The organism is Spectribacter hydrogenoxidans, assembly GCF_031846275.1.
Classification (GTDB): Bacteria; Pseudomonadota; Gammaproteobacteria; order Nevskiales; family Salinisphaeraceae; genus Spectribacter; species Spectribacter hydrogenoxidans.
The window spans coordinates 22,929-35,796 of sequence record NZ_JAVRIB010000013.1 but is presented as its reverse complement, the minus strand read 5'-3'; the positions used below and the strand labels follow the sequence as shown (position 1 = coordinate 35,796).

16 protein-coding genes are annotated in these 12,868 nt (G+C 64.7%); 4 read left to right on the top strand and 12 right to left on the bottom strand.

Annotated elements, in window-relative coordinates:
- Positions 1-14: 14 nt before the first annotated feature.
- From RM532_RS12385 to RM532_RS12365, 5 genes are read right to left on the bottom strand one after another with little or no spacing between them, the layout of a single operon-like run.
- Positions 15-1,565, bottom strand: a complete 1,551-nt coding sequence (locus RM532_RS12385; RefSeq protein ID WP_311653648.1) for an efflux RND transporter periplasmic adaptor subunit — start codon at positions 1,563-1,565, stop codon at positions 15-17.
- Positions 1,549-1,842, bottom strand: coding sequence for a hypothetical protein (locus RM532_RS12380; protein ID WP_311653647.1), 294 nt, complete (start codon positions 1,840-1,842; stop codon positions 1,549-1,551). The genes RM532_RS12385 and RM532_RS12380 overlap by 17 nt, the downstream gene beginning before the upstream one ends.
- Entirely contained in the window at positions 1,839-3,098 is a 1,260-nt protein-coding gene (locus RM532_RS12375; protein ID WP_311653646.1) for a TolC family protein, read from the bottom strand. Before RM532_RS12375 ends, RM532_RS12380 begins: the two co-directional genes overlap by 4 nt.
- Positions 3,095-4,108: a M56 family metallopeptidase gene (locus RM532_RS12370; RefSeq protein WP_311653645.1), complete on the bottom strand. Its 1,014-nt coding sequence runs from the start codon at positions 4,106-4,108 to the stop codon at positions 3,095-3,097. Before RM532_RS12370 ends, RM532_RS12375 begins: the two co-directional genes overlap by 4 nt.
- Positions 4,101-4,517, bottom strand: a complete 417-nt coding sequence (locus RM532_RS12365; RefSeq protein ID WP_311653644.1) for a BlaI/MecI/CopY family transcriptional regulator — start codon at positions 4,515-4,517, stop codon at positions 4,101-4,103. The genes RM532_RS12370 and RM532_RS12365 overlap by 8 nt, the downstream gene beginning before the upstream one ends.
- Before the next feature lie 172 nt (positions 4,518-4,689).
- Between RM532_RS12365 and RM532_RS12360 the strand changes: the two genes are divergently transcribed.
- From RM532_RS12360 to RM532_RS12345, 4 genes are read left to right on the top strand one after another with little or no spacing between them, the layout of a single operon-like run.
- The gene (locus RM532_RS12360) at positions 4,690-4,989 is read left to right on the top strand and encodes an ArsR/SmtB family transcription factor (protein WP_311653643.1); all 300 of its coding nucleotides are present in this window, start codon (positions 4,690-4,692) and stop codon (positions 4,987-4,989) included.
- Positions 4,990-4,991: 2 nt separating this feature from the next.
- Positions 4,992-5,645 (top strand): class I SAM-dependent methyltransferase, encoded by a 654-nt coding sequence (locus tag RM532_RS12355; RefSeq protein WP_311653642.1) that lies wholly within the window; start codon positions 4,992-4,994, stop codon positions 5,643-5,645.
- Positions 5,646-5,647: 2 nt separating this feature from the next.
- Positions 5,648-6,559 carry a cation diffusion facilitator family transporter gene (locus tag RM532_RS12350; protein ID WP_311653641.1) on the top strand — a complete coding sequence of 304 codons (912 nt, stop codon included), beginning with the start codon at positions 5,648-5,650 and terminating at the stop codon, positions 6,557-6,559.
- Complete coding sequence (locus tag RM532_RS12345; protein WP_311653640.1) at positions 6,556-7,386, top strand: cation efflux transmembrane domain-containing protein; 831 nt, start codon at positions 6,556-6,558, stop codon at positions 7,384-7,386. The genes RM532_RS12350 and RM532_RS12345 overlap by 4 nt, the downstream gene beginning before the upstream one ends.
- A 495-nt stretch (positions 7,387-7,881) precedes the next feature.
- Here the strand turns inward: RM532_RS12345 and RM532_RS12340 are convergent, their stop codons facing one another.
- The 7 genes from RM532_RS12340 to RM532_RS12310 all read right to left on the bottom strand — a co-directional run bounded on the left by RM532_RS12340 (position 7,882) and on the right by RM532_RS12310 (position 12,787).
- On the bottom strand, positions 7,882-8,682 hold the full coding sequence (locus tag RM532_RS12340; RefSeq protein WP_311653639.1) for an HvfC family RiPP maturation protein: 801 nt from the start codon (positions 8,680-8,682) through the stop codon (positions 7,882-7,884).
- A gap of 7 nt (positions 8,683-8,689) precedes the next feature.
- On the bottom strand, positions 8,690-9,544 hold the full coding sequence (locus tag RM532_RS12335) for an HvfB family MNIO-type RiPP peptide maturase (protein ID WP_311653638.1): 855 nt from the start codon (positions 9,542-9,544) through the stop codon (positions 8,690-8,692).
- A 20-nt stretch (positions 9,545-9,564) separates the two neighbouring features.
- Entirely contained in the window at positions 9,565-9,825 is a 261-nt protein-coding gene (locus RM532_RS12330) for a hypothetical protein (protein WP_311653637.1), read from the bottom strand.
- Positions 9,826-9,983: 158 nt separating this feature from the next.
- Complete coding sequence (locus tag RM532_RS12325) at positions 9,984-10,652, bottom strand: DUF255 domain-containing protein (RefSeq protein WP_311653636.1); 669 nt, start codon at positions 10,650-10,652, stop codon at positions 9,984-9,986.
- Positions 10,653-10,734: 82 nt separating this feature from the next.
- Complete coding sequence (locus RM532_RS12320) at positions 10,735-12,021, bottom strand: TonB-dependent receptor (protein WP_311653635.1); 1,287 nt, start codon at positions 12,019-12,021, stop codon at positions 10,735-10,737.
- Positions 12,022-12,074: 53 nt separating this feature from the next.
- On the bottom strand, positions 12,075-12,458 hold the full coding sequence (locus tag RM532_RS12315; RefSeq protein ID WP_311653634.1) for a c-type cytochrome: 384 nt from the start codon (positions 12,456-12,458) through the stop codon (positions 12,075-12,077).
- On the bottom strand, positions 12,455-12,787 hold the full coding sequence (locus RM532_RS12310; protein ID WP_311653633.1) for a c-type cytochrome: 333 nt from the start codon (positions 12,785-12,787) through the stop codon (positions 12,455-12,457). Before RM532_RS12310 ends, RM532_RS12315 begins: the two co-directional genes overlap by 4 nt.
- Positions 12,788-12,868 lie beyond the last annotated feature (81 nt).

The following is a 12,868-nucleotide window of genomic DNA, read 5'->3' as shown; positions in this document are numbered from 1 at the left end:
AACGACTCCCGGCGTTAATGCGCATGGCCGTGACCGGCCTCGGCCGGCGAGGCCGCGGCCAAACGCAGGTCGTAGGCGCCCGTGGTCACGACGCGTTCGCCGGCCTGCAAGCCGCTCTCCACGGCTACATATTCGGCGCCCCGCAGGCCAAGCCGCACCGCGCGCCGGGTGAAGGTTTCGCCGCCGGTCTGCACGAACACCACTGGCTGGCCGCCGTCGTCGATCACCGCCGAGCGCGGCACCGCCAGTGCCTCGACCGTCTCGCCGGTGTAGACGCGCGCGTCCAGGCCCTGGTTGAGCAGCGGGGTGGTATCGGTTTCGGTGAACTCGAAGATCACCGGTACGGTGCGGCTGACCGGGTCGATCACCCCGCCCGCGGTAATCAGCCGGGCGTTATCACCCACGCGCAGTACCCGGCGCTGGCCGCCCAGTTCGAACCACGCCCCGGTGGGCTGGCGCAGCCGGTCGGCGTCAGCCTCCGGGACGCGCGCCTCCAGCCAGCGCTGGTCGCCGCCGGCGATTTGCATCAGCACCTGGTCGGGAGAGACGAATTCGCCCGGCGCCACCGCAACCGCGACGATGCGTCCGGCGATCGGCGCGATGACGGGCACGCCGGCATCCTCGGCGCCGCCCTGGTACTGGTGCAGGCGCGCTCGCGCGGCGTCGTGTTCGGCGTGGGCCACGGCCGCGGCATTTTCCGCCTCGCGCACGCGGTAGGCAGCTACCGCGCCGTCGTCCAGCAAACCGCGCAGGCGTTCAAGGTTTTCGCGGGCCAGGCGGTATTCGGCCCGGGCGCGCTCCACTGCCAGCCGCAGACTAGACAAGTCCACGCCGCCGGCCAGGCGGGCGCGCAGGGTGCCCAGGCGCTGGCCTTTTTCGACCTCGGTACCGACTACCGGGAACTGCTCGCCGAAGGCCGCGAACAGGCCTTCCGCCGGGGCGCGCACTCGCGCGCTGCGATCGCCCGGCGGACGCAGCTCGGCGGTGGCGTAGACCGAGGCGCGTAGCCGGCGTTGGGCGACCCCCTCGGTACCGAACGTCCCCTGCCATTGCTGTTCTTTCAAATAGCTGATTTCGCCGCCGGCTTCTTCCGGGGATGGCTGCGCGGCATGGGCGTCGGCATAGACCGTGACTTCACCGAGTTCGTGTGTGGTCTCCAGGCCGGGTGCGGCCACCCGCAGACTCAGCCGGTAAATACCGGGCTCGCGCGGGCGCACGGCCGGCGTGAATATGCCCGGCCGCGCCGGGGCCTCCACCACGAAGCGGGCGCGGGTTTTGCCGTTCTGGGTCAATAGCACGCTCAGTGTGCCTTCGCGCACGGGGCTGTAATCGGCCAGCCGGGTCACATGCGCGGCAAAGCGCGAATCCTGTCCGGCAACCAGCACCGGAAACTCCACGAATAATTCGCTTTGCTCGGTGTAGTGGGTGAACACACGCGTGGGTCGCTCGCCATCATGATCGCGATGCTCGGCGTGCTCGCCGCCGTCCTGCGGCGCCCAGCCGCAAGCCGAAAGGCCTAGCAGCAGCGCCAGACTGAGGAGCGCGGGCTTAATGGCTGTGGCCATGGTCGTCGTCGTGCGCGTGGTCGCTCGGGGTTTCGGCAGCCGTGTCGGCGGACGGGTCTTTGTCTTGCTGGGCGGAAGCGGGGCTTTCTTCGTCGCCGTAGTAGGCCTTGGTTTCGGGCGCGGTCTGCTGCTCGCCGTGGGGCTCGTGCGAGGAGCCTTCCGCATGGTCGTGGCCGAGATCTTCGCCCTGCGCGCTGTGGGTATCGCTGCCGCAGGCGGATAACGCCAACAGGGCAGTAGCCAGGGCGATCGGTACTAGCTTGTGAGCATGTTTCATGGTTGCGGTACTCCGTGGGTGAGTGCTTGTAAATCGATATGGGCATCGCGCGCCTGCTTTTGCAGTTTCAGCACGCGTAGCTCGGCCTCCAGGGCGCTTTCGTAGGCGTCGACCACTTCCAGCACGCCGACCTCGGCGCCGCGGTAGCCGGATTCGGCGGCGCGCAGCAGTTTTCGGGTCGAGGCGGCGTTGCTTAGCCGGTAGGCCTCGGTGCTTTCGAGCAGCGCCCGCAGTTGCAGCCAGCGGCCGCGAATGTCGCCGCGCAGTTCGGCCAGGGCCAGGCGATACTCGGCCTCGCTGGCTTGGGCCGCGGCCTTGGCACTGGCGCGTTTGCCCTGATTGCGATCGAACAGCGGGATGCGCATGCTCAGCCCGATGAGGTTACCGTCGAAGCTGCGGCCGAATTCTTCTTGTTCCTTGTAGCCCACGCCGAGGGTGACGTCCGGAATAGCGGCGCGCCCCTCGGCCTGGGCCGTTAACGCACTGGCGCGGGCCTGGGCTTGCAGTTGCTGTAACCGGGGCAGAGCGTCGATGGCGTCGAGCAGGCTATCCAGCGCCGCTGGCGGAGCCGGTGCCAGTTCGCCCGCCAGCCGTTGGGGCGGTACATCGTTCGACGGGTCTCCAAGCAACGCGGTCAGGCGGGCCAGCGAGCGCTCACGCTCGGCCTTCAGCCTGGCCGCGCGCGCGCCGAGCGCGTCGGCGGCGCGTTCCAGCCGGACAACGTCGTATTGTGCCGCCTGTCCGGCTTGTTTCTGCCGGCGAACCCGGTCGACCAGCTCGGCCAGGCGCTCGCGGCGGGCAGCGACGGCCTCAACTTGCCGCTGGCGGTACAGGCTGTCGAAGAATAGCCGCCGCACGCGGGTGCGGATGTCCATGCGGGTGGCGCCGGCGGCAAAACCGGTGGCCTCCAGCCGGGCCTGGGCCGCCTCGCGCCGCAGGCCCCGTTCGCCTGAAACGTCGAATTCCTGATATAGCCAGTAAAAACGCTCGCGCGAGGTGGTTTCGGCCAGATCAGTGCTTTCCTGGGACAGCTCGATCGTTGGGTTGGACCAGAGCCCTGCGGTGGTCAGCTCGCCCTCGGCTTGCTGCCGGCGGCTGTCGAGCAACCGGGTAACGTTGTCGCGTTCCAGCGCGCGTTTTTCGGCTTGTTCGAGGCTCAGCGTCCCGGCCGCGGCGACCGGCGTCGCCATACTCAGCGCGAAAGCGGCTATCGCCAGCCGCTGTGCGCTGACGTGAATGGGTCTGGTAAAAATCATAAACCGGTGGCGGGGAGCAGATGCTCCATCCAGTGATGTACGGCCGGGCCGGCCAAGGCCAACGCGCCCAAAGCAACGCCGAATACACCCATCAGGGAAAGCGCCGGCGCGGGACCTGAACCGGCGGGCGGGTTGAGCAAGGCACGCACCCGCGCATCCAGTTGACCGACCACCAGATGACAGGCGGGGATCATCAAACGACGCTGGTGCTCTTTTTGCAGGCGCGCGACTCGAATCAGGCAGTCCGCTACGGCCAGCCCGTCTCCGATCTGCCGCGCGACGGACGCGTCGCAGCGCTGTTCCGCCGCAAGCTGCCAGGCCCGCCGGAGGGCGCCGCCGATCATTGGAACATGCAACCTGGACAGGCTGTTGATCAGCGCCGTGGCTAGCATATCGTGACGCCGCACATGGACTTCTTCATGGGCCAGGACGATAGCCAGACTGGATTCGTCCAGTTGCTGTTTGAGTCCCTTGCTGATGTACGTGTGCCCGCGGAATAGACCTGCCGCAAAAGCCAACGGCTCGTTTATGGGCAGGAGAAAATAACGGCCGTCGGCCTGCCCGTCGGCCAAGTGCTGCATCAAGCGCAATCGGTGCTGCGCAGCAATCAGGCGAGCGATCTTGTAGCTGCCGGCGAGCAGCACTGAACCGAGCAACAGCAAAACTGTCAACGTCAACCAGGCTGGTAACGCAATCTGCGGTGCGTGCCACTGACATAGCGCGCCGTGGGTCTCGGGGTGGGCGCTGCAATGGGCCAGCAGCTCGTTACCCGAAAACAGCGAAATAGGCGCTGACATGGATAGCATCAGTGCCAGCGTGGCAATGACGGGACAAAGCAGTAACGCGGTCAACCAGCGCTGCCGCGCCGCGGGCGGGCAGGCACCAATCCAACGCCGGCTGCCGAAATAAAGCAACGCAGCCAGCACAGCCCCGATAGCTATGCCGGCGCAAGCAAGCGCCGCATAGATCGCGATGCTCTCGACGCTGCCCGGTATCGCCAGATCATTCATCCTGGCCAGCCTCCGAGTCACGCTGGCGACGCTGAGCGTCTATCAGCTGTTGCAGGCGCTCCAGATTGGCCGGGTCATCGCGTTCGGCCAACTCCACAAAAGAAGCCATCAATGCACCGCTATCGCGGGCGCCCAACGTGTCCGCGATCTGTCCCATGGTCTGCACCAGTAGCGCTTCGCGCCCGACGATTGGGCTGTAGATATAGGCACGGCTGCGTTTTTCGCGGCTGAGCAATTGTTTGCGGTAGAGTCGCTCTAGCGTGGACTGAACGGTATTCAAACTCCGCCGGCTGTCTTTACCCACCACCTCGTAAACGGCCTTCACTTCGGCCGGACCCGCGTCCCAGAGGCATTCCATGACCTCAAGTTCCAACTCGCCCAAAGGCAGATGAATTTCTTTGCTGCGCATCACGTTACCGATTTACATTGCGGCTCGCAGTGTGCTCATGCGAAAACCGACTGTCAATCGGATTTAGGGCTTGAGTCCATCCATTGCTTTGACGCGAAGCCGTGGTCTTGCGGTTGACCCGCCTGGGGATGATGGTTCATATGTGAACATATCTTCATATATTTATTGAGTCATGCCCGGCATTCATCTGGAACCCGATCAAGCCACCGAACTCGCTGAGGTGTTCCACCTGCTCGGCGAGCCCAACCGTCTGCGGCTGGTATGCAGCTGCCTCGATGAACCGGTCAGCGTGCATGACTTGGCCGAGCAACTGGGAATTTCATCGTCGCTGGTCAGCCACCACCTGCGGTTACTGAAAGCAGCGCGGTTGATGCGCGCGGAGAAACGGGGCCGGCAGGTGTTCTACCAGGCGGCCGATGAGCACGTGCGCCGCATGCTGCGCGATATGACAGATCACCTGGACGAAGAGTAGTCATGGCCTGGAGCAAAGCCGAATTCCGCGAGCAGTACAGCAAGCTGGCAAGCATCTACGACCCCGGCATGTGGCTGTATCGGGCCGTCGGCCTGCGCATCTCCGCCTACCGGCAGGCGGCGGTCGAGGCGTTGCGCTTGCAGCCGGGCGACACCGTGGTCGATCTGGGCTGCGGCACCGGCCTGAATTTACCGTACCTGCATGCGGCAGTGGGCGACTCCGGCCGCATCATCGGTGTCGATCTCACACCCGAGATGCTGGAACGGGCCGAGCACCGCGCACGCAAGGCCGGCTGGACAAACGTGGAATTGGTGGAAGCGGACATGTCCGCATACCGGTATCCGGCAGATGCGCAGGGCCTGCTGGCCACCCTCGCGCTGGCGACCGTGCCGGACTACGACGACATCCTGGCCCGGGCGGCATTGGAGCTGCCCGCCGGCGCGCGCATCGCCAACTTCGAGCTGCAATGGCCCGAACGCTGGCCGACCTGGCTGGCGCGATTCGCCGCATGGCTTAACCGGCCGGCCGGAGTCACCCCGGATATCGTGGATCGCCGGCCCGCCGACGCCATCGCGCGGCACTTCGTTGAGGTCGAGGCCCGAGAAGTCTATTTCGGCGCTGGGATCATTTGTTCGGGTACCGTGCCAAGGAGTTAAACATGTCTGAGCACAATCATAGCCACGGCAGCGGCAAGACGCTGGCGTTCGCACTGGTATTCACCACCGGCTTCGCCATTGTCGAACTGGTGGGCGGCCTGTGGTCGGGCTCCCTGGCGCTGCTCTCCGACGCCGGACACATGCTCACGGACTCCCTGTCCCTGGGCGTGGGCGCTTTCGCCGCCTGGCTGGCGACCAAGCCGGCCTCGCGCAAGCACTCCTTCGGCTTGCAGCGGGCCGAGGTGCTCGGGGCCTTGTTCAACGTCATCTTCATGTTCGCGGTAGTCGCGTATATCGTCTACGAGGCCATCCGCCGCATGGCCGATCCGCCCGAAGTGATCGGCGGCGCGGTATTGCTGATCGGCGGCCTCGGTCTGCTGGTGAACATCACCGTGGCCTGGGTGCTGATGCGCGGCGAGCAGACCATGAACGTGCGCGGTGCGCTGTTGCACGTGATGGGTGATTTGCTCGGTTCGGTCGCGGCGCTGGCCGCCGGTGCAATCATTTATTTGGGCGGACCGCTGATCGTCGACCCGTTGCTGTCGCTGTTCGTCAGCCTGCTGATTCTGGCCTCGGCCGGGCGTTTGCTGCGCGAAGTCACGCGCGTATTGATGGAGGGGGTGCCGCGGGATGTCGATGCCAGCGAGGTCGCCAGCGTACTGATCGAGGTGACGGGCGTGCGTGCCGTGCACGACATGCACATCTGGACCTTGTCATCCAAAACTTATGCGCTGGCCGCGCATGTCGATCTGGACGCCATGGCCGAGTGGCAACAGGCCCTGCCACAGTTGCAAATGTTGCTGCGGGAACGCTTCGATATTACGCATAGCACCTTGCAACCGGAGGACGAGTCGATTCGAAAGACCTGCGACGCAGCGATTAATTGCGGTGCTCCAAACTCAAAGTCGTCATGAATCAAGTTCGATCTGCGCAATATATCAGCGAATTCTCCGTCCCCAAGATGGATTGCCCCTCCGAGGAGGCCATGATCCGAATGGCACTGGATCGAATGACCGGCTTACGTGGCCTCGCATTCGATCTGGGCGAGCATCAGATCCAGGTGCTGCACGACGCGGGCTTGGGCGAAATTGCACCCAAACTCGAACCCTTGGGCCTGGGGGCGCGCCTGCTGCATACGCGAGATGCGGACGACGACGATCTACAAGCGATGCAACAGAGCGGCGAGGCGGATGCGCAGGAGTCCAGCACGCTGAAATTACTGTTAGCCATCAACGGCTTAATGTTCCTCGCCGAATTCGCACTCGGGTGGCTAGCTAAATCCGCCGGCCTGCTCGCCGATTCGCTGGACATGTTCGCCGATGCCTCAGTCTACGGCGTAGCCCTATATGCCGTGGGTCGGCGCATGCAACTGAAAAACCGCGCAGTGCACTTGGCCGGCTGCCTACAACTGCTAATGGCCTTGGGCGTGATCTTTGAGGTTGGCCGCCGATTTATATTCGGCAGCAATCCTGAATCCTTGTTGATGATCACGGTCGGTGCGGCCGCGCTGGCTGCCAACGTAACCTGCCTACTTCTGATTTACCGCCACCGCCACGGCGGCTCGCACATGAAGGCTAGTTGGATATTCTCGGCCAACGATGTGATCGCGAATCTTGGTCTGATGGTCGCCGCAGTGCTGGTGGCCTGGACCGGATCGCGTTATCCGGACTTATTTATCGGCACCATCATTGGTATCGTGGTGTTACATGGCGCCTGGCGGATACTGAAATTACGAAACTGATAACTATGGTCAAGAATAATCTTTACCCAGGCAATTCACGGACGCTTTTTCCTAAAGTGGATGAGTACAACGATAGCCGGCGTAGTCCTGCCGGCGGCGGTCTTCGCTGCCTGATTTGGTGGTGGCTTGCGCCGCGTGGGGCCTCAGCGTGTTTATCCTTTTATCAGCCCATCGGGTTCCGCGCTGAACTCAGTGCTTCAGCGTCTGCGTTGCGGCATAGGACGTAAGTACGGCTCCCTCACTAAACACGCCCGAAGCGGGCACGTAGCTGGTCCCTCTCAGCGTGCAATCCATGCTCTCTGTTTGCGCAAAAATTCACGGCCTTTGGGCCGAGTCTAACAAAAAGTGTGCAATACAAAACATCAATAAAATTATTTTGTTATAGTTCTTTTTCTGCTCTCGCTAAAAAATTCGACTGGATAAGCCTGTGGATAACCGTGGGGAGGCTGGCGCCAGCCACCGTGGGGACGGCGGCGAGAACGGTTTGGGCAGTCTTTAACCAGCGACCGGGCGGCAGCCCAGCAGGATGTCGCGGTGGCGCAGGTCAACCAGGGTCGCCGCACCGCCCTCGATCACCGCATCGGGCTGCGGATGCTGCATTTCCGCGGCGATGACGGCCAGGTGCTCGCGTCCCGATCGCTCGGGCTCAGATTCGATCAGCTGCAGCAGGCGCGCGGTCACCGGGTTGATCTTGAGGAAGTGCACCCGCTCCTCGCGGGTCCGGTCCCGGTAGACCACCAGGCAGGTGGGCTGAGCCGGCGCTTCGGTGGGCGGGTCGGCGGGATCGATATCGTGCACCGGGTACTGATAGGCCAGGTTGTACACCAGCGGCGAGATCATCGGCGCCCCGTCCAGTAGATCGCCGTTGGGATCCACCCCGGCCATATCCGGCTCCACGTCCAGCACGTAGAGCATCATCTCGACCCACTCGTAGTGGGCCAGCTCCAGCATGAACGGGGGATCCACCGGCCTCGGCTGGTGTTCGTTCTGCAAGAACGCCAGAAACTCCTCGGCGGCCTGGAAGAACTGCGGCTTGTGGCAGTGATGGTTGACGAAGAACTCGCGCACCAACGCATGCCAGTCGGCATCCGCGTAATAGGCCCGCAGTACCGGAAAGGCGTTGCTGAAATAGCCTTCCAGATTGTTGTAGACCAGCCGCTTGTACACCGCCATGCGTTCGGCGGCCACGTCATCCGGGGCCGGCGCGCCAGCCGGATTGCGGATGTGGGCGGTGAAATCGTACTGCAGCTGCTGGAAGCGCGGCAGCGAATCGGAACCGAGTACGGCGTTGCTCATGGTCGCTTCAGGTGCCGACCGCGGCGACGCGCGGCTGATGCCGCGCCTGGATGACCTTGATCTGGTCGACTTCCCCGAGCAGCTCGGGCAGCGGCGGCAGATTGAAGTCCCGCTCCAGCAGGGTCGGGAACACGCCGAACCGGGCATAGGCCTTGTCCAGCAGGTCCCACACCGGGTCGATCACGTCGGCCCCGTGGGTGTCCACACACAGGCCCGGCCCCTCTTCATGGTGGCCGGCGATGTGGCAGTAGGCGATCCGGTGTCCCGGAATGGCATCCAGGAACTCGATCGGGTCATAGCCGAAATTCACGCTGTTGACGTAAATGTTGTTCACGTCCAGCAGCAGGTCGCAGTCGGCGCGTTCCAGCACCGCACACACGAAATCGATCTCGCTCATCTGTGCGCCCGGGGTGGCGTAGCAGGACACGTTCTCCACCGCGATGCGTCGTCCCAGAATATCCTGGGCGCGGGCGATGCGGGTGGACACGTAGTCCACGGCCTCCTCGGTGAACGGGATCGGCAGCAGGTCATAGAGCGTGCCATCGTCGCCGCAATAGGACAGATGCTCGGAGTAGTAGCGCACGCCGTGGGTGTCGAGAAAATCCCGCACCTGGCGCAGGAAGGTCTCGTCCAGCGGTGCCGGACCGCCCAGCGACAGCGACAGCCCGTGCGAGACGAATGGATAAGCCTCCGTGAACGCACGGAATTTCTTCGCCCGCGCCCCGCCGATGCCGATCCAGTTCTCCGGAGCGACCTCGAGAAAGTCCAGTTGCGCCGGCGGCTGGTCCGCGAGCGGGCCCATCAGGGCCCGCCGCAGACCCAGACCGGCGCCATGAACGACGTAGTCCTGGGTCGTGGTCATGACGTCAGTCCTTTGGGCAATCAGCCCTTGGCGCCACCGCAGCTACCTTCGCCGCAGTTGCCTTCACCGTCTTTTTCACCGCAATTGCCTTCGCCGTCCTTCTCGCCGCAGTTGCCTTCACCGCAGTTGCCTTCGGCAAGCTGGGTGTAGCTGCTCGGTGCCTTCAGTTCTTCCACCTGGAAGGGATTGCTGTCAGCACTGGCAACACCAGCAAACGAGGACGCCGCGAATGCGGTGCCAAGCGCAATGGCCAACGGCTTGCTATCAAACTTCTTCGCCATGATGAGTTACCTCCTATGGATTGGGGCCTTGCCCCGAGTGGTTCGACACCCGACAGGGGTGCCGTTATCGACATCGTCTTCAAACCATACGACCGCCGGGCGGCCGTTTCCATTACAGCGGCACCGCATCGAGTCAATCTGTTGCGGATACCACATTACTACCGCCCCAGCCGTTCGGCCAACAGCGATTCGAACCCGGCCACGCTGAACTGCGGCAGCGAACAGTGCTGATCGGCACAGTAGAACGCGACGGGTTTTTCGAGATCGGGATAGGTCACGTCCGGGTTGGGCAACACGCCACGGTCCCGGTTCCACCATTCCACCCGGGGATACCGGCCGGGAACCTCCAGGGCGCGGCGGAACAGCCTGCGCGCCTCGGCGCTGTCCGTCCGCGAAACCACCGTGACATGCACCGGGTCAGGGCCTCGCGCTGGTCGGCATCGGGCCGGCGCCCCGGCGATCCGGGGCACGTCATTGGCCGGTTCACGGCCGTCCGCGGCCAGCCAAACCTGCGCCGGCCAGCGCCAGGCCCGGTAGCGGTTGGCCAGATCCGGCATGGCGTCGTGGTTGACCCGCACCGCCACCACCTGCTCGTTGAGCAGTTCCGCCACCGCGGGGTCGCCGAGGGTGTTGCGCTGCATTACATGGCACCAGTGGCACCACACCGCTTCCAGGTACAGATACATCGGCTTGTTCTGAGCCCGCGCCTGCTCGAAGGCGACGTCTGCCCCAACCTGCCAGTCGATCGCGTCATCCGTCTGCGGCGCTGCCCAGGCGGTTGCCCCCAGCAGCAGCATCGCCCCGCTAATTGCCCGCCCGATAGCCATTCCGGCTCCGTGGCATGTGGTAATCCGGTCTACGCGGGAGCCGCCGTGACGGATGCGGCGACCGCAGGGCGGGGGCCCCTCGTCAGTGACCGAAGCCGAAACGCAGACCGGCACCGAACACGGTCTGTTCCACCTCGGTGGTGGCACCGGCGCCTTCGATTTCGGCATCGGTGTAGCGGCTGTGCAGCAGCAGCGCCACCGCCGGGGACAGGCGGTAAAGCAGGTCGAGCGACCAGGACTGGCCATCGAAGTCTGCGCCGTTGCCATCGGTGGCGAAGGCCTTCACCGCGGGCGCGATCTCGAAACCGGCCACGCGGTAACGGGCCCCGAGGGTGGCGCCGGGGCCGTCGAAGATAGCGCCAAGGGTGACGCGCTCGTAACTGGCGCGACCGAACAGATCGAGTTCCCCGGCACCCAGCGCGAACGCCCCGCGCAGGCCCGGGCCCACGCTGTACCAGTCGCCGGCCGCATCCTCGGCCTGGCCGGCAGTGTCCACGTGCAGCGTATCCACCCCGGCCTCGACGAAGGCGAGTTCACCCAGGGCAGCGGAGCCGCGCACCCGCAGGCCGCGATCGATATCGGCTCGTGTCTGCGTGCCACCCTGGCGCGTCTCGACCTCGTCACCGAACAGATAGACGAACTCGACGAAATCGAACGGGTCGGCATCTGCCGGCTGCGCGTCGTCGCCACCACGCGCGATCAGGCCGCGGGGATCGGTGCCGTAGTTCCAGCGCACGCCCAGCAGCCAGCGACGATACTCGATGTCCGAACCGCCGGCGGTCAGCACCGCATCCTCATCCTCGATTTCGCCGGCGCGGTAGCCGGCGGTGAGCATCCACTCGGGCGTCAGCGCCAGCCGCGCCGCCACCTCGATCGATCGGTCTTCCAGAGGCGCTTCGCCGGTGCCGGGGCCGGCGAGACCACCTACCCGGCCAGCTTCTCCGGTCACCGCCAGCTCGAGCCGGTCGGCCAGCAACCAGCGCAGGCCGACGGCCGCACCGTAGCCATCGAACGTGAGACCGGCCACGCTGTCGCGCCGCAGGTCCAACCGCGCCCAGGGAGCTATCACGGTATTGCCGACAGGCAAGTCGACGGTCACCCCGGGCCCGATGGCCAGCCGGTCATAGGCGGCATCGGCCGCACCGAGCTCGACGTCGGCGGCCTCGAATCCGGCCTGGAAGAAGATGTTATCGCCCAGCCCCAGCGACGCATTGATATCCAGGCCATCAGCGTCGGCATCGGGCCCGAAATCGGGCTCCAGCTCGCCGCCAACCAGGGCCTGCGTTTCCAGATAACTCCAGGCGGGACCGTCAGCCGCCACCGGGGCGGCGACGAACATGACAACAAGCAATGCCGGCAGGCGATACATGCGCGAGGACTCCACGCTGGGAACGGTCGCCCGGCGGCAATGCGCCGCCGGACTCAGGGGTTGAGTTCGGGAATGTGCAGCAGCGATTCCTGCTTCGCGTAGAACCGCGCCAGGGCCTTCAGCTGCGCATCGGTCATGCCCTGTACCTGCCCGGCCATGATCGCGTTGTTGCGATCACCGTCACGGTAGGCCTTCAGCGCATGCACGAGATAGCTCTCGTACTGCCCGGCGATGGTGGGGTACATCGGCGTCTGCGACACCCCCGCCTTGCCGTGGCAGCTGGCGCATACCTGGGCCTTTTCCTTGACCCATTCGGCGCCGTGCGGCGGGGCGGGTTCGCCCTCTTCGGCCGCCATGGCGGGAATAGCCGGCGCCAGCGTCGCGGCAACAAAAAACGTCATCAAGTACTTGCGCATCACCGCTACCACCTTGTTCATTCGCCGGGCGATTCGGACAGGTAGGCGGCGATGTCCGCCATGTCCTGATCGGAGAGACTGGACGCCTGCGCATTCATGGTCGGGTGATTCCGCTGACCATCACGGTAGGCCTTGAGGGCCGACTCGATGTAGTCGGCATGCTGTCCACCCAGGCGGGGGACGGCAAACGTCGGATAGACGTTGCTGTAATCCTTGATGCCGTGGCAGCCCATGCAAGTGCTGGCCTTGATCCGCCCGGCCTCGGGGTCCCCCTCCTGCGCCGCAGCCGGCCCCGCGAACCCGACGGCCGCAAGAACGCCAGCGGCGCCGATGCGCCAGATCTTCTTCATTCACCCTCTCCGATTTATGCTGCGCCCGGTCGCGACGCGGGCCTAATGCTGTTCAAAAACGCCGCCCGAGTCAATTCGCGC